This is a genomic window from Lentzea sp. NPDC092896, assembly GCF_044754905.1.
In the GTDB taxonomy this organism is placed as follows: domain Bacteria; phylum Actinomycetota; class Actinomycetes; order Mycobacteriales; family Pseudonocardiaceae; genus Lentzea.
The window spans coordinates 2,066,160-2,088,312 of the sequence record NZ_JBIVPX010000001.1; the positions used below are offsets into that span (position 1 = coordinate 2,066,160).

At 70.7% G+C, this 22,153-nt stretch carries 19 protein-coding genes; 6 read left to right on the top strand and 13 right to left on the bottom strand.

Translation table 11 applies throughout. The features are described 5' to 3' along the window. The first annotated feature begins 62 nt into the window (after positions 1-62). Positions 63-1,190, top strand: a complete 1,128-nt coding sequence (locus tag ACIQF0_RS09125; protein ID WP_401026445.1) for an MFS transporter — start codon at positions 63-65, stop codon at positions 1,188-1,190. Then, entirely contained in the window at positions 1,187-1,939 is a 753-nt protein-coding gene (locus ACIQF0_RS09130; protein WP_401026448.1) for a hypothetical protein, read from the top strand. Before ACIQF0_RS09125 ends, ACIQF0_RS09130 begins: the two co-directional genes overlap by 4 nt. Here ACIQF0_RS09130 and ACIQF0_RS09135 read toward each other — a convergent pair. Continuing rightward, complete coding sequence (locus tag ACIQF0_RS09135; RefSeq protein WP_401026451.1) at positions 1,920-2,999, bottom strand: acyl-CoA dehydrogenase family protein; 1,080 nt, start codon at positions 2,997-2,999, stop codon at positions 1,920-1,922. The two genes, ACIQF0_RS09130 and ACIQF0_RS09135, sit on opposite strands and share 20 nt — an antisense overlap. Between ACIQF0_RS09135 and ACIQF0_RS09140 the strand changes: the two genes are divergently transcribed. Together ACIQF0_RS09140 and ACIQF0_RS09145 are read left to right on the top strand one after the other, a co-directional pair. After that, positions 2,964-4,697 (top strand): CoA transferase, encoded by a 1,734-nt coding sequence (locus ACIQF0_RS09140; protein WP_401026454.1) that lies wholly within the window; start codon positions 2,964-2,966, stop codon positions 4,695-4,697. The two genes, ACIQF0_RS09135 and ACIQF0_RS09140, sit on opposite strands and share 36 nt — an antisense overlap. After that, entirely contained in the window at positions 4,694-6,190 is a 1,497-nt protein-coding gene (locus tag ACIQF0_RS09145; protein WP_401026458.1) for a class I adenylate-forming enzyme family protein, read from the top strand. Before ACIQF0_RS09140 ends, ACIQF0_RS09145 begins: the two co-directional genes overlap by 4 nt. On the opposite strand, the gene ACIQF0_RS09150 is transcribed toward ACIQF0_RS09145, so the two are convergent. The 4 genes from ACIQF0_RS09150 to ACIQF0_RS09165 all read right to left on the bottom strand — a co-directional run bounded on the left by ACIQF0_RS09150 (position 6,171) and on the right by ACIQF0_RS09165 (position 9,936). Beyond that, a complete protein-coding gene (locus tag ACIQF0_RS09150; protein WP_401026461.1) occupies positions 6,171-6,935 on the bottom strand; it encodes a metal ABC transporter solute-binding protein, Zn/Mn family in 765 nt (254 codons plus the stop codon). The genes ACIQF0_RS09145 and ACIQF0_RS09150 overlap by 20 nt on opposite strands. Continuing rightward, positions 6,911-7,738, bottom strand: a complete 828-nt coding sequence (locus tag ACIQF0_RS09155; protein ID WP_401026464.1) for a metal ABC transporter permease — start codon at positions 7,736-7,738, stop codon at positions 6,911-6,913. Before ACIQF0_RS09155 ends, ACIQF0_RS09150 begins: the two co-directional genes overlap by 25 nt. After that, a complete protein-coding gene (locus ACIQF0_RS09160) occupies positions 7,735-8,376 on the bottom strand; it encodes a metal ABC transporter ATP-binding protein (RefSeq protein ID WP_401026466.1) in 642 nt (213 codons plus the stop codon). The genes ACIQF0_RS09155 and ACIQF0_RS09160 overlap by 4 nt, the downstream gene beginning before the upstream one ends. 126 nt (positions 8,377-8,502) lie before the next feature. After that, positions 8,503-9,936 (bottom strand): FAD-binding oxidoreductase, encoded by a 1,434-nt coding sequence (locus tag ACIQF0_RS09165; RefSeq protein ID WP_401026469.1) that lies wholly within the window; start codon positions 9,934-9,936, stop codon positions 8,503-8,505. A gap of 130 nt (positions 9,937-10,066) precedes the next feature. Between ACIQF0_RS09165 and ACIQF0_RS09170 the strand changes: the two genes are divergently transcribed. Continuing rightward, the gene (locus tag ACIQF0_RS09170; RefSeq protein ID WP_401026472.1) at positions 10,067-11,425 is read left to right on the top strand and encodes an alpha/beta fold hydrolase; all 1,359 of its coding nucleotides are present in this window, start codon (positions 10,067-10,069) and stop codon (positions 11,423-11,425) included. Here the strand turns inward: ACIQF0_RS09170 and ACIQF0_RS09175 are convergent. The 8 genes from ACIQF0_RS09175 to ACIQF0_RS09210 all read right to left on the bottom strand — a co-directional run bounded on the left by ACIQF0_RS09175 (position 11,398) and on the right by ACIQF0_RS09210 (position 20,900). Continuing rightward, the gene (locus ACIQF0_RS09175) at positions 11,398-12,288 is read right to left on the bottom strand and encodes a zinc-binding alcohol dehydrogenase family protein (protein ID WP_401026475.1); all 891 of its coding nucleotides are present in this window, start codon (positions 12,286-12,288) and stop codon (positions 11,398-11,400) included. The genes ACIQF0_RS09170 and ACIQF0_RS09175 overlap by 28 nt on opposite strands. Further along, a complete protein-coding gene (locus tag ACIQF0_RS09180; protein WP_401026478.1) occupies positions 12,273-13,139 on the bottom strand; it encodes a dioxygenase in 867 nt (288 codons plus the stop codon). Before ACIQF0_RS09180 ends, ACIQF0_RS09175 begins: the two co-directional genes overlap by 16 nt. A gap of 3 nt (positions 13,140-13,142) precedes the next feature. Beyond that, the gene (locus ACIQF0_RS09185) at positions 13,143-13,910 is read right to left on the bottom strand and encodes a citryl-CoA lyase (RefSeq protein ID WP_360029856.1); all 768 of its coding nucleotides are present in this window, start codon (positions 13,908-13,910) and stop codon (positions 13,143-13,145) included. A gap of 70 nt (positions 13,911-13,980) precedes the next feature. Further along, complete coding sequence (locus ACIQF0_RS09190; RefSeq protein ID WP_401026481.1) at positions 13,981-15,111, bottom strand: CaiB/BaiF CoA transferase family protein; 1,131 nt, start codon at positions 15,109-15,111, stop codon at positions 13,981-13,983. After that, positions 15,111-16,529 carry an amidohydrolase family protein gene (locus tag ACIQF0_RS09195; RefSeq protein WP_401026484.1) on the bottom strand — a complete coding sequence of 473 codons (1,419 nt, stop codon included), beginning with the start codon at positions 16,527-16,529 and terminating at the stop codon, positions 15,111-15,113. The genes ACIQF0_RS09190 and ACIQF0_RS09195 overlap by 1 nt, the downstream gene beginning before the upstream one ends. Positions 16,530-16,601: 72 nt before the next feature. Continuing rightward, positions 16,602-17,408 carry an IclR family transcriptional regulator C-terminal domain-containing protein gene (locus ACIQF0_RS09200; RefSeq protein WP_401026487.1) on the bottom strand — a complete coding sequence of 269 codons (807 nt, stop codon included), beginning with the start codon at positions 17,406-17,408 and terminating at the stop codon, positions 16,602-16,604. A gap of 27 nt (positions 17,409-17,435) precedes the next feature. After that, a complete protein-coding gene (locus ACIQF0_RS09205) occupies positions 17,436-19,916 on the bottom strand; it encodes an excinuclease ABC subunit UvrA (protein ID WP_401026490.1) in 2,481 nt (826 codons plus the stop codon). A 9-nt stretch (positions 19,917-19,925) separates the two neighbouring features. Then, positions 19,926-20,900: a TerC/Alx family metal homeostasis membrane protein gene (locus tag ACIQF0_RS09210; RefSeq protein ID WP_401026493.1), complete on the bottom strand. Its 975-nt coding sequence runs from the start codon at positions 20,898-20,900 to the stop codon at positions 19,926-19,928. A 204-nt stretch (positions 20,901-21,104) separates the two neighbouring features. On the opposite strand from ACIQF0_RS09210, the gene ACIQF0_RS09215 reads away from it, so the two are divergent. Further along, entirely contained in the window at positions 21,105-22,151 is a 1,047-nt protein-coding gene (locus ACIQF0_RS09215; RefSeq protein WP_401026496.1) for a MerR family transcriptional regulator, read from the top strand. The last annotated feature ends 2 nt before the right edge of the window (positions 22,152-22,153 follow it).

Genomic DNA, 22,153 nt, shown 5'->3' on the forward strand with positions numbered 1-22,153 from the left:
GTCGGTGCGGAAACGCGTTCGGTTCCGGGGAACTTCACGGCTCGTTCGCGCGACTAGTGGCCGTGGAGAAGGTTCACCTGCGCGGGCGGGCAGCGGTGCCGGTGCTGACGACGGCGGCGATGACCGCGTCGATGCTGCCGTTGTTCCTGCTGGGAGCGCTTTCACCCGCGCTGGTGGGGGAGTTCGGCATCGCGCGGCCGTTGCTCGGCGTGCTCGTGACGGCCGGGTTCGGGGTGGCGGTGGTGCTGTCGCTCGCGATCGGGCCGGCGGTGGACGCGCTCGGGCCTCGGCGCTCGATCATCGCGTTGTTCGCGACGAGTGCGGTGGCCTTGACCGTCTTCGCGACCGCGCCGCACTACGCCGTGCTGGTGATCGCGGTCGCGCTGGGTGGCATCCCGCAGGCGCTCGCGAATCCTTCGACCAACAAGCTGATCGCGACGTCCGTCCCCGCGCCGCGCCGGCCCGTTCTGCTGGGCGTCAAGCAGTCCGGCGTGCAAATCGGTGCGTTCGTCGCCGGACTGCCGCTGGCCTGGCTCGCCGAGGGCGTCGACTGGCGGCTCGCGGTCGGTGTCGCGGCCGCCATGGCCGCACTGGCGGCGTTGGCCTGCCTCACGCTTCCGGAAGACCAGGCTCCGGCACGGAGGCCGCCGCTGAAGATCTCGCTGAACGCGGACGCGCTGATCTGGCGGCTCGCCGGATTCTCCGTGCTGCTCGGTTCGGGGATCGCGGCGGTCAACACCTACGTGGCGCTGTACGCGACGGAGGAACTCGGCTTCACCGCACCGGTCGCCGCCGGGCTGGTGGCGGTGCTCGGTGTCGTCGGCATCGCGGGCCGGATCCTGTGGACACGGGTCGCGGGAACATCGGCACGCGAGTTGCTGGTCGGACTGTCCGCGGCCGCCGTCCTGTCACCGATCCTGCTGCTGACCGGGGTTCCAGCACTGGCGTGGGTGGCGATGGCGGTCGTGGGCGCGTGTGCCGTGGCCGCGAACGCCCTCTCGATGCTGCTGGTCGTCGCGGCTTCGCAAGGCCCTGAACTGGGACGGAACTCCGCGCTCGTGTCGGCCGGGTTCTTCGCCGGGTTCGCTCTTGGCCCGCCGCTCTTCGGGCTGCTCGGCTACACCGCCGGGTGGGTGCTGGTGGCGGCGGAGTTCCTCGCCGCGGCGGTCGTCGCCTGGCGGGCCCGATGAACCGGGTCGAGGCGACGCTGGCGGAGGTGGGCGAGCGTTTCCCGCTCTACGCCGGTCCGTCAGGCCGTTGGCGCACAACGGCTCGTGGTTCGTGGGCCGGCGGGTGCTGGGCGGGGTTGTTGTGGCTCAACGGTCACCGTGACGCGGCGCGCTGGACGGCGAAGCTCGACTGCTGGCACGACACCGACACCGTGTTGCAGGGCCTGATCTTCTGGTACGGCAGGGGAGACACCGACCGGGCCGCGAAGTCGCTGGCATTCCGCGCGGTCGACGGTGTGATCCCGTGGGGCACGGCGTTCGGTCCGGACACCGGCGTTCGGGCGGACGGCGCGGCCGGTGTGGTGCCGTTGCTGGCTTCTGCCGGCCTGCACGACCTCGCCCGGTCTCATGTGGACGCTCATCTGGCGTTGACCGAGACCTGGCCGCGTGGCCGCGCGTGGCTGATGCTGGCGGCGGCGGACGCGGTCCAGTGGCTCGGCGAGGAGTACCGCGCACGCGCCGAGTCGATGGCACACGAGTGGCACGCGCCCGGCGACACCTCGGCGGACGCCATCGCCGCCGTCGCGATGCTCAAGCTCGGCCTCGACGCGTCGGCACCCCTCGCCCGGTTGGGCAGTTCCGTGCACGACGGCAGGCTGCTCGGCGGCACCTACGACGACCTGGAGAACCACGAACTGGTGTGGGGCACGTTCTTCTACGCCCTGGCACAGGCGATCACGTCCGGGGAGGTCAGTTCGCGCGAGTTCTGAGCACCCGCCGCGCGGTGTCGGAGACGTGCATCTCGTCGGCGCCGTCGAGGATCCGGGCCGCCCGGCCGATCCTGGCGAGCATCGGCAACGTGCCGGGGGCGAGTCCCTCCGCCCCGAACACCTGGATCGCCGCGTCCGTCACCTGGTGCAGGGTGCGGGCCGCCGCGATCTTCGCGAGGCCGATCTCGGTCCGCGCGTCCTGCTGTGCCGCAACGAGTTCGGCGGCCTGCCGGGTGAGCGCCCGCGCCGACCGGATGGCCAGCAACGACTCGAAGACGTGCTGCTGCACCAGTTGCCGATCGGCCAGCGCCCCACCACGCACCTGGCGTTCGTTGGCCCGCAGGCACATCAGCTCGAACGCGCGCTCCGCCATCCCGATCCATCGCAGGCATCGCAACGTCCTGCCGAGCGCGAGCCGGGTCCCCGCGATGGCGAGCCCGTCGCCGCCCTCGCCGAGCAGGTGGCCGTCCGGCACGAACACGTCCTCCAGCGCGATCTCGAACTGACCGGCGGCGCCCAGCACCGGAATCTCCCGCACCACGCGGAAATCCGTCGCGACGAACAACGAACCGCTCGCCAGAACCGTGACGTAGGAGGCGTTTCCGGCGCCGGTGGTGAACCACTTCCGCCCGTTGAGCAGCCATCCGCCGTTGGTCCGAACGGCCGTCGTGCGCGCGGCGGCCGGATCGGAGCCCGCCACGCCCGGCTCCGTCATCGCGTAGCTGCCGCTGATCTCCCCGGCCACCAACGGTTTCAGCAACTCCAGTACGGCCGGACGGGCGAACCGCTGGAACATCCGCACGTCCAGCAGACACGAAGAACCGAGCGCCGCCGGTCCGTGATCACTGCTCCCTTCCTGCTCCGCCAACGCGAAGTACTCCGTCAGGCCCAGCCCGCCACCACCGAGTTCGCGTGGCAGTGGCAAAGCCCACAGTCCGGCGGACCTCGCCAGCCCCCGCAGGCGCGCGAGTTCTGCCTGACCTGCCTCACCTCCGGCGTCGAGCACCGTCTCACTTGGCTGCACGTGCTCACGCACGAACGCGGAAACCTGTTCCAGCACCGGCACTTCCTCTCCGCTGGGAACTCGGGCGGTGTCCCGTCCGACTGGTGGACGACCGACCGCCGTCGCCAGGAGGAGGCCCGCGTGACCCTGCACCTCGACCGGACGACGAGCGATCCGCCGTTGTCCGCCACCGAGATCACCGTCCGTGGCGACTCGGCCGCGGCCGGCGTGCTCGGCGCGCTCCTGCACCAGTCGGGCGCGACCGTCTCCCGGTTCCCGGACGCGGGCGGTGAGCCCGCCCACGTCGAGGCCGCCGCCGAGCTGGCCGTCAGCTGGGCCGGACCGTTGCGCGGCGGTGAGGTCACCGACGAGGCGAGCGCCCAGGCGGTGTGCGGCCCGATGCACGTGCACGGCCGCAGCCAGGGCGCACCGCGAGGCCTCGGCCTGGACTACTGCGCCACCGCGGCGGGTGTCATCGGCGGCACGGGGTTGCTCGCGGCGCTGTTCGACGGCCGATCGAGCGTCACGACGAGCGTCGCGCAGTCCGCCCTGATGACGGTCTCGCAGTACCTCGCGGCCGCCGGTGCGCCGGAGGCCGAGGCCACGACGCTCGAACCGGGCGGGCCGCCGTTCCGCAGCGCCGACGGGGTGTTGTTCGAGATCGAGGCGCTCGATCCGGCGGTGTGGCAGGCGTTCTGGGCCGGTCTCGGCGTACCGGGCAGGGTGATCGGCGCGGGCTGGCGGCCGTTCCAGTTCCGGTATCCGACCGCGACCGCACCACTGCCGGCAGAGCTGCACGCGGCGACGGAGGCACGGACGTTCGCCGAACTGACGGCACACGCGCAGGCGACCGCGATGAGCATCTGTCACCTGCACGCGCCCAACTCGACGGGCGGACCGGCCTTCGAACTGACCACACTGGACTTCGAACACGAACGGGATCGAGCGCGCGGCTCCTTGCCCTTGTCCGGTCTGGTGGTGCTCGAAGCGGGCCGCCGCGTCCAGGCCCCGCTGGCCGCCCACCTCCTCGGTCTCCTGGGCGCCACCGTCGTCCGGATCGAACCACCCGGCGGCGATCCGTTGCGCGGCATGCCACCCATGTGCGGCGACGCCTCAGCGCGCTGGCTGGCCCTCAACCGCGGCAAGTCCGCCGTCGAGATCGACATCAAGGACCCGGCAGACCGCGACCGGCTCCGCGACCTCGTCCGCACCGCCGACGTCTTCCTGCACAACTGGGCGCCCGGCACCGCCGAACGCCTCGGCCTCGGCGCGCACGACCTGGCCGCGGTGAACCCGGCGCTGGTCTTCGTCCACACCTCGGGCTGGGCGAACAGACTCCCCGATGCCCCGATGGGCACCGACTTCATGGCCCAGGCCCGCACCGGACTCGGCGCACTCCTGCGCCCCGCCGACGAACCCCCGGCGCCGTCGCTGATGACCCTGCTCGACGTCCTGGGTGGCCTTCTCGGCGCCTACACGACCGTCGCCGCGCTCCTGCAGCGCGAACGCACCGGCCGTGCGATCCGTGCCGAGTCGTCCTTGCTGGCGGCGGCCGAACTCCTGCGACTGGAAGCGAAGGACCGTCCCGCACCGGGTTTCCGCCGCCCGCTGCTCGGCGACGGCGGCTGGATCCACGAGGGCGTCCCGGTCACCGACGACCTCGCCTCGATCACCACCGACCCGCGGTTCGCCGACGTGGTCGCGCTCGACCAAGACCGTTGCCCCGAAGTCCTGACACCCTGGAGGTTCAGATGACGACCACCACCGTCCACGACCTCGTCCCCGCCGCGCTCCGCCAGCAGTGGGCCGCGCAGGGCCACTACCCGGACCGCGACCTCTACGACCTGTTCGCGGTGCGCGTCTTCTTACACCCGTTGCGAACAGCCGTGATCGACGACGACGGAGAGCTGACCTACCTGCAGCTCAACGAACTCGCCCTCCGGATGGCCGCGAACCTGCGCGAACGCGGCGTCCGGCCCGGTGACGTCGTGGCCGTGCAGCTGCCCAACGGCCGGTACGCGGTCGCGGCCGACCTCGCCGTCGCCGCGGTGGGTGGCGTGGTGCTGCCGTTCCCGGTCGGGCGCGGCGAGCACGAGGCGCGCTCGCTCGTCACCCGCAGCGGTGCGGTGGGCCTGATCGCGGACGACCTGCCCGACGCCTGGTCCACCGTCTCGTTGCTGGCCCCAGCGGACGTGTTCGAGCCGGTGCGGTCGGATCCCCACGGCCCGGCGCGGATCCTCGTGTCGTCGGGCTCGGAGGCCGAGCCGAAGATGGTGCTGTACTCGCACAACGCGTTGCTCGGCGGGCGCGGCGCGTTCGTCGGCAGGCTGATTCCACCGGGGGAGGAGCTGCGGGCGTTGTTTCTGGTGCCGCTCGCGTCGTCGTTCGGCAGCAACGGAACCACGGTCACACTCGCCCGGCACGGCGGAACCCTCGTGCTGCAAAGCAAGTTCAGCGTCGAGTCCACTGTGGAGCTGATCGCACGGGCGCGGCCGACGCATCTGTTCGGCGTGCCCACGATGTTCAAGATGCTGCTGGACCAGCCCGGTGACTACTCGTCGATCCGCGTGATCGCCCCCGGCGGTGCCCAGCTCGACGCGGCGACCGCCGAAGCGTGCCGCGAGGTGTTCGACGCCGTCGTGGTCAACGTCTACGGGTCCGCCGACGGCGTCAACTGCCACACCGCCCTGGACGACCCGCCGAACCGCGGTGCCGGACGCCCCAACCCCGCCGTGGCCTCGATCCTCGTCGTGGACGACGCGCTGCGGCCCGTGCCCACCGGCGCGGTCGGCGAGATCATCGCGCGCGGCCCGATGAGCCCGTTGCGCTACGTCGACGACGACCTCAACGCCCGCTACCGCACCCCGGACGGCTGGGTCCGCACCGGCGACCTCGGCGTGTTCGACGCCGAGGGCTATCTCTCCGTTGTCGGGCGCCGCAAGGACATCGTGATCCGCGGTGGCGCGAACATCAGCCCGGCCGAGGTGGAGCAGGCGCTGGCCGCCCACCCGTCGATCCGGGACGTCGCGTGCGTCGGCGTGCCGGACGAGCTGATGGGTGAGCGGCTGTGCGCGTGCCTCGTCGTGAGCGCCCCCGTGACCGTCGCGGAGCTGGGGGAGTTCCTGGGCGAGCTGTCCCGGTTCAAACACCCGGAACACTTGCTGGTGCTCCCCGAGTTCCCCCTCACCCCCGCGGGCAAGGTCGACCGGGACGCCCTGCGCGTGCTCGCTAGGCGAGAGCGTCGCTGATCGTCTTCGCGTTGGCGCGGTAGACGCCGAGCAGGTCGTTGTCGTCGTCGGGGTAGTTGACGAGGTTGACCTGCTTGGCGTTCGCGTCCGGCAGCACGGTTCCGGTGCTCATGTGCGAGTTCTCGAAGACGAACTGCGGCGCCTTGTTCCTGAGCTCCGCGACCTGCGACGCCGTCACCGGTTCCGGTCCGTACACGCCGAGCAGTTCCGCGCCCGCGAGATCGGCCGCGTACCCGACGAACATCTGCGCGACGACCTTCGGCTGCTGCCCGCCCGGCCACTTGGCCTTCACCTCACCGGCGAGCTTCGCGTACTCGGCGTCGAACCCCGCGATCCACTTCTTCGCCGCGTCCTGCGTGCCGAACAGCTCACCGAGCCGCGTGACCTCGGCCTTGACCTTGTCGCGCGAGTTGTCGAGCGCGACCTCGACCTTCTTGGCCTTCGACCCGGCCGCGTCCGTGATCTTCGGCGCGAACGACTCGAACGGCGCGTAGAGCACGTAGTCCGCGTCCGCCACCGCCTTCAGGTCGGACGGCTTCGGGTCGTAGTCCGGCGCGTGCAGCACGGACTTGGGCACGATCACCGTGACGTTGCCGGCCCCGGCCGCCTTCGCGAAACCGGCCTCCCAGCTCGTCGTCGCCACGACCTTGGGCCCGGTCTGCTCGGACTGCGGCTGGGTCTGCGGGGTCGTTCCGCACCCGGCCAGCAGCAGTGCGGCGGTCAGTGTGAGGAGGCGGACTGCCATGCGAGGGTTCTCCGTTCGGGAATGAAATGGGCGGCGAGCGCGACAGCACCCGCGAGAAGTACGAGGACCGGACCGGGTGGCTGGTCCAGCAGCAGGGCCAGGGCGAACCCGGCCAGGTTCACGACGACGCCGATCCCGACGGCCCACAACGCCATCCCGGTCAGGGACTGCGCGAGCCGGCGGGCGGCCAGGGCGGGCAACAACGTCAGCGCGTCGACGAGCAACGCCCCCGTCAACCGGATCGCGCCGGCGATCGCGATCGCCACCAGCACCAGCAACACGAGCGTCAGCCGGTTGACCGGCACACCCGAGCACGCGGCCAGCTCCCGGTCGTGCAGCAGAAGCGCGAGTTGCCTGCGCCGCCACAGGAACAGCCCGGGCACGACGACCGCGAGCGCGCCCAGCAGGATCACGTCACCGGTCTTGGTCGCCAGGATCGAGCCCCACAGCAGCTCGAACGCCGCCGACGCGTTCACGCCGGAGATCGACAGCACCAGCAGCGCGGCGGCGATCGCCAGGCTCATCAACAACCCCATCGCGCCGGACAGGCCGGAGGAGCTGCGAGCCAGCGGGGCGAGGCCGGCACCGGACAGTCCACACGCGACCACCGCGCACAGCAACGGGTCCAGGCCGGTCAGCAGCCCGATCGCGATGCCCAGCAACGCGATGTGCATCATGGCGAACCGGACCGGCATGATGTCCAGGCCGATGATCACCACACCGATGATGGGCAGAGCCACCGCGCCGAGCAGCAGGGCGAACGCCGCCCGTTGCACGGCGGCGAGTTCCAGGAGCTCGATCACGTGATCTCCCGCAGCGTCCCGGCGGCCATCTCCAGCACCCGTTCACACCGCTGCACGACGGCCCGGTCGTGCGTCACGACCACCACCGTGACCGGCAGGCTCGTCAGCAACCCGGCGACCGCGGCCTGACCCTCGAAGTCCAGCGCGGCCGTGGGTTCGTCGGCCAGCAGCAGCCCGGCCCCGGCGTCGACGCACCCGATGGCCCGAGCCAGGTAAGCCCGCTGCAACTGGCCGCCGGACAACGTGTGCACCGGCTGCCGCCCGAGATCACCGACCCCGAGTTCGCGGGCCGCCGCGCGGGCGGGCTCCAGCGCGCCGCTGCTGGCCAGCAGTTCGTCGACCAGGAGCGGGAACCGGCCCGCCGCCTGCCGTTGCGGAATCCACGCGATCTCCCGCCGCAGCCGAGCCCAGTCACCGGAGGTGCGGGCCTGCCGCGCACCGACCTCGACGACCCCGTCCGCCGCGCGATGGAGCCCGAGCACGGCGCGCAGCAGCGTCGTCTTGCCGGAGCCGTTCGTGCCGGTCAGCGCCACGCGTTGGCCTGGTGCGACGTCGAGGGAGACGTCGCGCACGACCGTTCTGCCGCCGTGCGCGCAGCTCACCCCCGCCAGCCGCACCGGCAGACCTGTCGTTTCCACGAGCATCTAGTCGGAGCGCGAACCCGATCAGTTCCCTCGGTCGGGTGAGTTCGGGAACTTCCGCGCCACACCGTCCGACCAGTGGACGGGTCACACCGGGCCGGTCACCACCTCACTGGCTCGGTGTCACCGGGAAACGGCCTGCGCGAAGGCGAACACGTGGTCAGGGTCGTACTTGGCGGCGACGTTCTGCAGCCGGGCGAGGTTGCCGCCGTAGTACGCCTGCGCCCACTGCGGCATCTGCGGGTCGATGTAGTTGACGTAGCCGGTGTCGCCGACGAGCGCCCCGAGGCCGTCGCGGATCTTCGCGAGCCGCGTGCGCGCCTCGTCGGCGCCCTCGGGTGGTGTCTTGAGGTAGATCTGGACGTTCGCGAGAGCCGTGCGGTGCGGGAACGCGGTGGCGTCCGGCGCCACGTCGGCCACGGCGCCGCGCAAGCCGTCGAAGATCAGGTACGTCTCGTCCGACTGACCCGCCAGCAGGGTGACCGCCTTCGCCGGGTCGCCGATCGGTTCGCGCACCACGCGGGAGGACGCCACGGCCGACTCGCGGGCGATCGGGCCGCCCGCGAAGTACTGGGTGGCCTCGGCGTAGGTCTGCGGCTGGATGAACCGGGAGGCCGGGGCGGGCAACTGGTTCACCAGCGCGGCGAGTTCGCCGACGGAGCCGACGAAGCAGCCGCCGATCTTGCAGCTCGGCTGGGCGCCACCGCGCACGACGACGTTGGACCACAGCTCGTCGGGCGCGTCCGCGATCCACGTCTGCCACGCCCCGAGCGCGTCCGCGGCGCCGGTCGGGTACGACAGCGAGAAGACGGTGACCTCCGGCGCGGGCACGGTGGCGAACACGAACTCCGTGACGATCCCGAAGTTGCCGCCACCGCCGCCGCGCAACGCCCAGAACAGGTCGGGCTCCTGCTCGGCGGACGCGGTGAGCAGCCGTCCGTCCGCTGTCACGACCTGCGCCGACACCAGGTGATCGCACGTCAGCCCGTACTTGCGGGAGAGCACGCCGATGCCGCCCCCGAGCGTGAGACCCGCGACGCCGACGGACGGGCACGTGCCGGTCGGCAGGCACCGCCCGGACGCCGCCAAGGTCTTCGCCACGTCACCGAGCGCGGCGCCGGAACCGACGCGGACCTGGTCACCGGGCAGCACCTCGATGCCGGCCAGCCCGCGCACGTCGACCTGCAGGCCACCGGACGGCGAGGAGTACCCGGCATAGCTGTGGCCACCGCTGCGAGCGGCCAGAGCCACCCGTCCGCGCGCCGCCTCGACGCACGCCTGCACGTCCGCGGCCGAGCCGACCTTGGCGACGGCGGCGGGCTTCTGGCCGTCCCACACGGGGTTGAAGCCCTGGTAGGCGAACCCGTCGTCGCCCGCGAGCACGAGCCGGCCGGACAGCTTCTCGCGCAAAGCGGTCCAGTCGGGCGGTCCACTCGGAACGGACGAACTGGACGGTGGCGGAAGCGGGGAGGTGGGGGAGGTGCAGGCCGCGAGTGCGGCACCGGCACCGGCGAGCCCGGCGACCTTCAGAAACCTGCGTCGATCCACCCGGTCCATGGTGGCACGCCATGATCACCCGTGCAGGTTGTACGACCTGAGGTGGACTTTCATCCCCGACCGCAGCGTGATGACCGCTGACGAGCCGTAGATCCACTCTCAGGTCGTGACATTTCGCAGCAGTGCACGGATGACAGCGGTGGCGGCGGTCGCGGGGATGATCCCGCTGACCTTCGCTTCTCCAGCCCAGGCGACACCGGACCTCGGGTGGGGTGCGTGCGACAAGCCGGTCGCGGACGGAGTCGAGTGCGGCACGCTCACCGTGCCGATCGACTGGGCGAAACCCGGCAAGGGCACGGTCGGGCTGCGCGCGTACCGGCTGAAGGCCGAGAACAGCAAGGGCACCATCCTGGGCTTCCCCTCCGGCCCAGGACAGCCCGGCGACTTCACCTTCGGCACCCTGCGACCGGCTCTGCCCGACTACGACCTGATCGCACTGGACCCGCGCGGCGTCGGCGAGAGCCACCCGATGACCTGCGACGTCGACAAGATCTTCAAGATCCCGTACGTGCCGCCGACGGACGCCGGGGCGTTCGAGGCGCTCAAGGAGAACCAGAAGGCGTTCTGGTCCACGTGCACGACCGGTGTCCAGAACCTCGACGGCCACCTCGACGCGTACAGCACCGCGAACGACGCTGACGCGTTGCGCAAGGCAGTGGGTGCGAAGCGGGTCAACGTGTACGGCCTGTCGTACGGCACGTTGCTGGCCGAGCGGTATTTGGAGAAGTTCGGCCGGCACGTCGATCGCTCGATCATCGAGGGCGTGATGAACCCGGACCAGGGCCGCCGGGAGTTCATGACCACGGCCGCCGCGGGCGTCGAGGCGATCTTCACGAAGTTCACGCAGTGGTCCGCCGAAACGCCGGACAGCGCGCTGCACGGCCAGAACCCGGCCGACGTGTTCCGCAAGGCCCAGCAGAACGCCGGCAAGCTTCCCGGCAAGTTCTTCGGCTTCCCGTGGTCGGACGTCATGATCACGCGGTACTTCGAGATCTTCGCTCCCCGCGACTTCGCCGGGGTGGCCGAGGGACTGCGCGATCTCGCCGACGGGCGCAACCCGTTCCCGGACGAGCCAGGCGGCGAGCAGCCGCCGCTGAGGTTCGAGTACGCGGACCCGAACACCTGCTCGGACTGGCCGTTCGCCGTGCCGGGCGTCGAGGAGGCCCGCGCGGATCTGGCCTCGACCAGGAAGGCCGCGCCGGTCGTCGGGTACTCGACGAACTCCAGCAACTACAGCTCGATCTGCGTGGGCGGCCCGAAGACCGGACGGCCGAAGCCGGTGTCCTCGCGCAGCACGCACCCCACGTTGTTGCTGAGCAACACGCTCGACCCGGCGACACCGAAGGTCTGGGCGGACGCGGTGCAGAAACAGCTGGGGCGCAAGGCGATCCACGTCGTCACGGACCAGGTCGGCCACGGCGGAGGCATGGAGGACCCGGTGACGCTGAAGAAGGTCCGGGACTACATGGCCAGCACGACCCGGCCGTGATCCTTGCGGTGCCAGGCATCCGTGACGTCGGCGAGCGGCACCACCTCGTGGTCGACGGTCAGCGCACCCTCCGCGGCGTGCCGGGCGATCACCGAGATGGCGTCGGCCCGCTGCCGCACGGTCAGCTCGTTGTTGGTGTAGCCGGACAACCGCAACGACCTGCTGCGCAACGTGGACGAGGTGATCGGGGACGTCTCACCCGCCGAACCGCCGAGGTTCACCCACCGGCCGCCTGGGCGCAACGCCTGGGCGGCCGCGGCGGCCGGAGCCCCGAACAACGGGTCGATCAGCAGGTCGGCGCTCTGAGCCGCCACGTCCTCCAGCGACACCACGACGTCGGCTCCCGCTCGCACCGCGCGCTCCCGGCCCTGTTCCGACCGCGCCGCGGCGATCACCCGTCCGGCACCGGCCAGCCGCGCGAGCTGGATCGCGGACTGCCCGACCGCGCCACAGCCGAGCACGATCACGGTCTCCCCGGCGGCCAGCTCACCCCGCCAGATCAACGCCATGTACGCGGCGACGGCGGACAACCCGAGCGCGGCCATCAGGACCGGGTCGACGTCCGGCAGGAACACGAGGTCTTCCTGCCGTGCCACCGCCTTCGCGGCCATGCTTCCGTCGCCGGGAGCCATTCCCGCGGTGGTGGGAAACCACACGGTCCGGCCGTCGACCGTCCCGATCCCCTGCACCCCGGGCACGTACGGCGTCGCGGGCACGCCGAAGTACGAGGTTCCACTGGCGCACAGGAGATCCAGCGGTGTGACGGGTGCGGCGAGGACGTCCACGACGACCTCGCCGGAAGGCTCGCCCCGGTCAGCGAGCGACGGCGGCTGACCGGGACGAACGACTAGTGCGGCGCGCACGGCTGCAGGACGAAGTCGTACTCGGCGAGCACCCAGGGCACCTCGGACAGCCCACCGTCCGGGGTGACACCGGGTTCGCGCGGCACGAACCTGACCACGAGCTCCTGCTTGGTGCCGAACACGACATCGCTGTCGAGGTACTCGGCGCCCTCCTCGAACAGGTGCGTGATCAGCGGTTCGAACCCTTCGGCGGTGAGCAGGAAGTGCACGTGCGCCGGCCGGAAGTGGCTGATCTCGGTCTGCTCGATCAACGCGCCGACAGGCCCGTCCATCGGGATCGCGTAGCCCTTCGGCGTGATCGTCCGCACGCAGTAGGAGCCGTCCGGTTCGGCCCGGTACTTCGCCCGCAACCGCGCCTCGTCCACGTCGAGCTGGGCCTCGTACGCGCCGTCGGCGTCGGCCTGCCAGACGTCGAGCACCGCTCCAGCCACCGGCGAACCGTCGAGCGAGCGCACGGTTCCGGTGAGGTAGAGCGGAGTTCCGGTCACGTCGTCGGACATGTCACCGCCGAAGCCGAGTTCGGGGGAGCCGTCGATGTGGAACGGCCCGAGCACCGTCGCCGGTGTCGCCTCCGGCGCGAACTGGTGGTTCATCTGCACGACGAGCATGCTCAGCCCGAGCACGTCCGAGGCCAGGATGAACTCCTCGCGCTTCTCGTCACTGATGTGCCCGGTCGCGGTGAGCCACTGGATCGCGGCCATCCACTCGGCCTCGGTCAGCCGCACCTCGCGGGCGAAGTCGTGCAGGTGCCGGATGAGCGCGGTCATGAGCTGCGCGGTCCGCGGGTCCTTCGCGGTGGCCCAGCGCTGCTCGGCGAGCGCGGTGATGTTGTCCTCGGTGACGAGCTGCATTGCTCACTCCTCGACAGGTGCTACGGACCTGGTGTTCGTGTCGACAGATAGGAAGATCTGGTTGGCGACGGGGTTGCGCAGCTCCTCGGCGAGCTGCCCGATCAGTCCGGCGGTGCGGGCCAGCAACGCGAAGCCCCGCAACAACTCCAGCGGCAGACCGAGGTCGGCCAGCACCGCGCCGCACGTGCCGGCGCCGTTGAGCGGCAAGGTCTTGCCGAGGACCTGCGGATGCACGCGCCCGATCGCGGCGAACAGCGAGAGGTGCGGCCCGATCAGGCCTTCCTCCTCGGCGATCTCGAACAGGCGCGGCGTGCGGGGATCACCGTTCTTGTGCACGTGGTGGCCGAGCCCGGGGATGCGTGCTTTCCCTTGCGCCCGAACGGTTTCCAGCGCGAGTTCGTCCCAGTCCTCGCGAGGGGCGTGAGCGCTGATCACGGCGTTGAGGAACCGACCGGCGTCCTCGGTGACGCCGAGGAACCGCGATCCGCCGCCGAGCAGCCCTGCGGCGAGCGCGCCCTGCACGGAGTCGGGTGCGGACAGGAAGGTCAGGCGGCTGACGATCGCGGTCGGCGTGAACCCGTGGTCGGCGAGCGCGGCCAGCACCGCCTCGAACAGGCGTGTCTCGCCGGGGCTCGGCCTGCGCTGGGTGGCGAGCCAGAACGCCAGCTCACCGAAGCCCACGGTGCCCATCACGTCCCGTGCGAGGTCGTGCCCCAGCAACGTGATCGTGTCGGGCGTCGACGCGCCGAGCGCTGTCTCGTAGACGGTCAAAGGTTCTCCTTCAGCCTGATGGCGAGATCGGCGCCGCGGTCGCTCAAGTCCGGGTGCGGCTCGTGGACCGTCACTGCTCCTCCTGCAACCACTTGCGCAGCTCATCGCCGTGCTCGTTCAACTCCGGTGGCGGCAGTTCGTAGACAGCCGGGGTCTCCGAGAATCGGATCGGGTGCCGGGTCGTCGGCACGTCCCCGACCACCACGACCGGATCGAGCCCGAACCGTTCCGCCATCGCGAACCCGCCGTCGATCGTGTTGATCGGCCCGCACGGCACCCCGGCCGCCACGAGCAGGTCGAACCACTCGACGGCACCTCGGGTCCGCAGCCGTTCCTCCAGCACCGGCCGCAGTTCCTCGCGGTTGCGCGTGCGGTCGGCGTTGCGGGCGAACCGCGGGTCGTCCGGCACCTCGGACAACCCCAGGACCTCGCACAGCTTGCGGAACTGGCCGTCGTTGGCGGCCGCGATGATCAGGTCGTTGTCGGCGGTCGGCAGCGGTTCGTACGGGAACACGCTGGGATGCGCGTTGCCCATCCGGAACGGCACGACCCCACCCGCGACGAACGCCGAGCTGTGGTTCACCAGGCCGGTCAGCGCCGAGGACAGCAGGTTCACCTCGACCAGCTGGCCCTGCCCGGTCTGATCGCGGTGATGGAGCGCCGCGAGGATGCCGATCACGGCGTGGTTGCCCGCCATCACGTCGAACACCGATATGCCCGCCCGGTACGGCGGCCCGTCCGGATCGCCGGTCAGGCTCATCAGCCCGGAGATCGCCTGCACCATCAGGTCGTAGCCGGGCACGTGCTTGCCGTCCCCGGAACCGAAACCCGTGATCGACGCGTAGATCACCTTCGGGTTGTCCGCACTCACGCTCGCGTGGTCGAGCCCGTACTTGGCCAGGCCACCGGGCTTGAAGTTCTCGATCACCACGTCAGCGCGCCGGGCGAGTTCACGGCCCAGCGCGGCGTCGTCGGGGGAGCGCAGGTCGAGCGCGATCGACCGCTTGCCCCGGTTGACGCCGAGGTAGTAGGTCGAGACGTCGTCGCGGACCGGCGGCATCCACGTGCGGGTCTCGTCGCCGGCCGGTCCTTCGACCTTGACGACCGAGGCGCCCATGTCAGCCAGGAGCATGGTCGCGTACGGGCCCGCCAGCACGCGCGAGAAGTCCGCGATGAGCAGGCCTTCGAGTGGACCACCCATCAGACGGACGTCCGGGTGTCGCCGCGGTACTCGGTGTAGGTGTAGGGGTTGTCCAGCACCTTGGACTCCGGGACGTCCGGGTTCATGCCCTTCGCCCACGCCTCCTCGCCGAGCTGCGTACGCAGGTGGTCGACGGTGTCCGAGACCTGGGCGCGGATGGAACCGAGGTCGACGCCGACGAGCCTGTGGTCGCGCTTCACGATCCGCCCGTCGACGATCACGGTGTCCACATCGGACCGTTGCGCCTGGAACGCCACGTGGCCGTACGGGTTGAGGATCGGGAACATCGCGGGGGAGTTCTCGTTGCGCAGCAACACGATGTCGGCCTTCTTGCCGACCTCCAGGCTGCCGAGGTCGTCCGCGCGTCCCAACGCCCGCGCGCCGCCCATCGTCGCCCACTCCACGACCTGCTGGGCCCGCAGCGACGAGTGCGTGACGGTGTCGTTGTTGCTGTGCGCTGCCATGTGCTCGCGCGATCGGTCTGCGCCCAACGTCGTGCGCATCGCGGAGAACAGGTCGCCGCTCCACCACACCGAGGTGTCCATCGACAGCGACACCGGGATGCCGTGCTCGCGGATCGCCCAGGTGGGCGGATAGCCCTGGCCCGCGCTCTGCTCGCTCTCGGTCGACACGGAGATCGAACCGCCGGTCGCCGCGATGCGGTGGTAGGAGTCGGCGGACAACGTCGCCGCGTGCACGTAGATCGACTGCGGCGTCATGAACCCGTTGTCGTACATCAGCCTGATGCCGTCGTCGTTCGTCGCGCCCCACACGCCGGCGTGCGTCGTGACGGGGACGCCGAGCTCCCGTGCGACCTCGAAGGCGGGCTTCTCGGGGAACGACGGGTCGCCGGTCACGTCGAACGCGAGCTGGAAGCCCAGCATGTCGTCGCCGGTGATGCGGCGGGAGACGAAGTCGCGGAACTCGGGCGTGGCCGTCCAGGAGGCGGGACTGTCCTGGATGTTCCCGTACGCCAGCACGAACCGGCCGGGCACCGCCTGCAACGCGTCGACGGCGGCGTCGGCGTGCTCGGTGGTCTGCAGGCCGTGCGACCAGTCGACGGTCGTGGTCACACCGGCGTCGAGCGCCTCGGCCGCACCGAGGAGGTTGCCGGCGTGGATGTCCTGAGGCCGGAAGACCTTGCCCCACTCCAGGTAGTACCAGACGAAGTACTGCGTGAGCGTCCAGTCGGCGCCGTAGCCGCGCATCGCCGTCTGCCACATGTGCCGGTGCGTGTCGATCATGCCCGGCATGACGATGCCGTTCGTGGCGTCGACCTCGTCGGTCCCCTCAGGCACCTCCAGCCTCGGGCCGATCGCGGCGATCCGGTCGTCCACGACGAGGACGTCGTGATCGACGAGGGGCGCGCGGCCGTCCATGGTCAGGACAGTGCCGTTTCTCAGGACGACGGAACTCATCGGGAACTCCTTGACCGTCTGGCGGACAGGTGTCCGTTGAATCGTCAACCTTCAACGGCCTCAGGTCAACCCTCAGGACGCGACGACCTCGTGCGGCACCGTGCCGAGCCGGGCGAAGTCGGCGCTGATCTCGCCCGCGACCTGCAGCAGGAGGGGCAGGTGGTGCTCGACCATGTGCTCGACCGACGTCTCCGACGCGTGGCAGTTGACGTTGATCCCGGCGACGACCGTGCCGTTCCCGTCCCGCAACGGCGCCGCGACCGACCGGATGCCCAGCGCGAGCTGCTCGTCGGTCAACGCCCACCCGCGCGCCCGCACGTCCCGCAGCACGGCGTCGCGCTCGGCCGCGTCCGGCTGCCACTTCGGCGTCAGCCCGGACCGGGTCGGCTGCGCGAGCACGGCCTCCAGCTCGGCCGGCGGCAACGCGGCGAGCTGCACCTTTCCCAGTGAGGTCGACAGCGCCGGGAACCGCGTGCCGATCTGCACGGACAGCGTCACGATCTTCGGCACGGCCACGCGGGCGACGTAGATGATGTCCGACCCGTCGAGCTGCGCGATCGACACCGACTCGTTGGTGCGGGCGCACAGGCGTTCCATGTGCGGGCGGGCCACGTCCCACAGGCCCATCGACCGCACGTACGCGACGCCGAGTTCGAGCACCCTCGGCGTGAGCGCGAAGCCGGCCTCGCCCTGCCGCACGTACCCGAGCTCGGCCAGCGTCAGCAGGATGCGGCGCGTGGTCGGTCGCGCGAGCCCGGTGGCCGTGGCGACCTCGCTCAGCGTCATCACCGGCCGCAACGGCCGGAACGCGCGGATCACGTCCAGGCCGCGGGCGAGCGCCTCGATGAAGTCGGGGCCGGTGTCAGGGCGAGCAGGCATGTCTCCACGATATCGGACACTTGTCCGCTAATGCGTGAGGTGTTTGCCGAGGTACTGGCCGGTGAGGCTCTGGGGTGCCCGCACGAGTTGCTCCGGTGTGCCCGCGGCGACGATCGTGCCGCCCGCCGCGCCACCGCCGGGACCCATGTCCACGACGTGGTCGGCGTTCGCGATCATGTCGAGGTCGTGCTCGATGACGACGACCGTCGCGCCTTTGCCGGTGAGACGGCCGATCACCGACAGCAGCGTGCGGATGTCGAGCGGGTGCAGGCCGACGCTGGGCTCGTCCAGCACGAACAGCGCGTCCGCCTGGTCGCGGTCCAGTTCGGAGGCGAGCTTGAGCCGCTGGGCCTCGCCGCCGGACAACGCGGTCGTGGCCTCGCCGAGCGTGAGGTAGCCCAGGCCCAGGTCGATCAACGACCGCAGCCGCGTGCGGACCCGGCGCATGTCGGCGACGTGCTCGACGGCCTGCCTCACGGTCAGCGCGAGCAGTTCCGGCAGCGTGAGCCCGCCTTCGGTTCGGCGGAACGCGCTGGCGGCGGGGGAGTAGCGGGTGCCCTCGCAGTCCGGGCAGGCGATGTCGACGTCGGGCAGGAACTGCACGTCGAGTGAGACCTCGCCGGTGCCCTCGCAACGCGGGCAGCGCAGCGAGCCGGTGTTGTAGGAGAAGTCGCCGGCCGTGAGCCCGTCCGCGTCGGCCGCGTAGGCACGGCGGAGGTCGTCCAGCACGCCGCTGTAGGTGGCGACGGTGGAGCGGACGTTGACGCCGATCGGCGTCGCGTCGACCACGTTCACCCGCGTGATGGCCCCGGCGTCCACCGACGCGACCCAGGCGGGCAACGGGTCGCCGGAGTTCTTGGCCCGCAGCGCCGGTACGAGACTTTCCAGGACCAGCGTGGTCTTGCCCGAACCCGAGACACCGGTGACCGCGGTCAGCCGCCCCTGCGGGAGGGCGAGGTCGAGGGCGTGGACGGTGTGCAACGGGCGCGTGGCGAGGTGGATGCGCCCGTGCTCGAACATCTCCTCTTCGCTGACCCGAGGCCGCACGACGACCGGTTCGCGGCCGACGAGAAAGCCGCCCAGCAACGAGTTCGGGTCGTCCGCGAGCGTGGCGACGTCCCCGGTCGTGAGAACGCGGCCGCCCTCCGCTCCGGAACCGGGCCCGATCTCGATCAGCCAGTCGGCCTCGCGCAGCACCTGGACGTCGTGGTCCACCAGCACCACGGAGTTGCCGTCCCGCAACAGATCCCGCACGACGCCGAGCAGACCGTCCACGTTGGACGGATGCAGGCCGATGGACGGCTCGTCGAGGACGTAGAGCACGCCGGTCGTCTGGTTGCGCACCGCCCGCGCGAGCTGGACGCGCTGCCGTTCGCCGGTGGACAGGGTCGAGGACGCCCGGTCGAGGCTCAGATACCCCAGCCCCAGCTCGGCCAGCCGCCGCGCGGTGCCCAGCAGCTGGCCGACGATGCTCTGGGCCATCGCGACCATGTCCGGCGGCAGGGACCTCTCGACCAGTGGCGCCCAGGTGACCAGGTCGTCCAGGGTCAGGGCGGTGGCCTCGGCGAGGTCGATCCCGTCGACGCGCGGTGCCAGCGCCTGCTCGCTGAGCCGGGTGCCGCGGCAGGTCGGGCAGGTCTGGGTGGTGATGAACCTGTTGACGCGGTTCAGGCCGCGTTCGGTGGTGGCGTTGTCCAGCGCCTCCCGCACGGCCAGCGTGGCGTTGCGGTAGGTGAAGTTCAGGTCGAACAGCCTGCCGTTCTTGGACGGCACGCGGATCTTCCGCTTCTCGGCCGGCCCGTGCAGGACGATCTCGCGCTCCTGGTCGGTCAGGTCCGCGAACGGCACGTCGGTGCGCACGCCGAACTCCCCGACGACCTCCGGCATCACGGCCAGCCCGAACAACGACCACGGTGCGACGGCCCCGCCCGCGATCGTGAGCGACGGGTCCGGGACCAGCCGGTCCTCGTCGATCTCCCGGACCACGCCGGTGCCGGTGCAGTGCGGGCAGGCGCCGTCGGAGTTGAACGCCAGCGCCTCCGCACCCGGCGCGGAGAACGTGACACCGCAGACCGGGCAGGTCAGCGGCACCTCCAGGGCGACGTCGATCGTCGGCGCCTGCTGGTGGCCGTTCGGGCAGCGGTGCGAGGCGAGCCGGGAGAACAGCAGGCGCAGCACGTTGAGCAGCTCGGTCGAGGTGCCGAACGTGCTGCGCACCCCCGGCACGCCCGGCCGTTGCCGCAGGGCGAGCGCCGCCGGGACGTGCCGCACGCTGTCGACGGCCGCGCGCGGTGCCTGGGACATCCGGCGCCGGGTGTAGGTCGACAACGCCTCGACGTAGCGCCGCGACCCCTCCGCGTACAGCACGCCCATCGCGAGCGACGACTTGCCCGAACCGGACACGCCGGCGATCGCGACGAGCTTGCGCAGCGGCACCGTGACGTCGACGTCGCGCAGGTTGTGGACCCGCGCGCCGCGCACCTCGATGGCCAGAGGCTGTTCCTGCATCCGTCGAACCTACGGGCTGGGGACCGTTTCCTCCGTGCGACGCGAGCGAAGGCTGGTCAGCGTGACGACGCCGAGTGTGACCACGATGACGGCCAGCGAGACCGGGGTCGGGATCGTCGGCACGGCCGGCCAGACGCCGTGCGCCCAGTGCAGCACCAGCTTCACCCCGATGAACGCCAAGATGATCGCGAGGCCGTGGTTGAGGTGCACGAGCTTGGCGAGCAACGACTGCAGCACGAAGTACAGCGCGCGCAGGCCGAGCAGCGCGAACGCGTTGGTGGTGAACACCAGGTACGGGTCCTCGGTGATGCCGTACACCGCGGGCACCGAGTCGATCGCGAACACGACGTCGGTCGCGAAGATCGCCACCACCACGATCGCGAGCGGCGTGAGCGCCCTGCGGCCGTTCTCGACGACGGTCATCTTCGTACCGCGGTAGTCGTCGGTGACCGGCATCAACCTGCGCAGCAGCCGCACCGACCGCATCTTCGAGGTGTCCTTGGTCTCCTGGTGACCGGCGAGCGCCGTCTGCAGGATCTTCACCGCCGAGACGAGCAGCACGAGCCCGAACACGAGGAACGCCCAGGTCCCGGCCGACAGCATGGCCGCGCCGGCGGCGATGAAGATGCCGCGCAGCACCAACGCGCCGACGATGCCGTAGAGCAGCACGCGTTGCTGGATCTCCGCCGGCACGCTGAACGCGGCCAGCAGCAACATGAAGACGAACAGGTTGTCGACGGAGAGGGACTTCTCCACCACGAACCCGGTGACGAACTCCAGCGACTGGCCGCTGCCGAACTGGAACCACAGCCAGAGACCGAACACCAGTGGCAGCGTCAGGTAGAAGACCGACCACCCCGCGGCTTCCTTGACGGACACCTCGTGCGGGCGGCGCGTGACCAGGAAGTCGACCACCAGCAGGGCGAGCAGCGCCGCGATGCTCACGAACCACAAACCGGGCGACGCCACGGATTCCACGGGCACAGATCCTCCTCGAACAACGATCGTTCGAGGTCTCCTTCACCCGGTGCGGGTGGCCTCCCGAGGACACCATCGGATGTCCGTACTGACCGGGCAGGCGCTTGGGAAGTACTCCCCTCGCCGCGAAGCATAGGTAAAGCAATAGTAAAGATCAAGCCGGGCGTCCGGGCTTGCGTCTCAAGCGGCTCGAGGTTCGACACTGGCCTCATGAACGACATCAGGCTGTACGCGATCGGAGAGGTGGCACGCCGCACCGGGCTGAGCGTGAGTGCCATCCGGTTCTACTCCGACGAGGGAATTGTGGCGCCTGCCGACGTCACCGCGGGCGGGCACCGGCTCTACGACGTGCACGCCATCGCCCGGCTGGAGTTCGTCAGCACGTTGCGCGAACTGGACGCGGGCCTCGACGACATCCGGCGGCTGCTGGAGGGACGGGTGACGCTGTCCGACCTCGCGACGGCGCACCTGTCCCGGCTGGACGACCAAGCCCGCCGCATCCGCTCGAGGAAGGCCGTGCTGCGGACGATCGCGCGGCAGGACACCGAGGCCGAGCAGGTGATCCTCATGCACAAGCTGGCAGGGATGTCCGACGACGAGCGCGACCGGCTGTTCGACGACTTCTGGAACGAGATCAGCGAGGGCCTCGAAGTCAGCTCCGAGTTCCTCGGGCTCATGCGCAACGGTCGCCTGATCCTGCCGGACGAACCGGCCACCGAGCAGGTGGAGGCGTGGATCGAGCTGGCGAACCTCCTGCAGGACGCGGACTTCCGGCGCGAGGTCAAGGAGGCGCTGCGCGAGACCTTCTCCTCGCCCGGCGCCGCGATGATGACGTCCGCGGAGATGGTGGGTGTGTTCGAACGGGGAGGCGCGATCCTCGTGCGGGCGCAGGAGGCGCAGCGATCCGGTGCGCCCGCCGACTCACCGCTGGGACGCGAGATCGCCGGTCTCCACGCCGCCCACATGGAGGAGATCACCGAGATCCCGGACAGTCCCGAGCACCGCGCGAAGCTGGCGGCCGACATGCTCGGCATCGAACAGATCTACCTGGAGTCGATCGAGGAGGCCGCCACGTCCACCGATCCGTACACCCGGTACCAGTCGCTGGTGGCGATCATCGACGGGACGGCGCGGGAGGCCGCGGAGTTCATGCCGTTCGCCTGGCTGTCCGCGGCGCTCAGCGCTTCCATGTCCCCCGTAGGAGCTACAAGCGGATGTCCACCGCGCGGGGACGTTCCTGACGTGCGAAATCCCTAGCG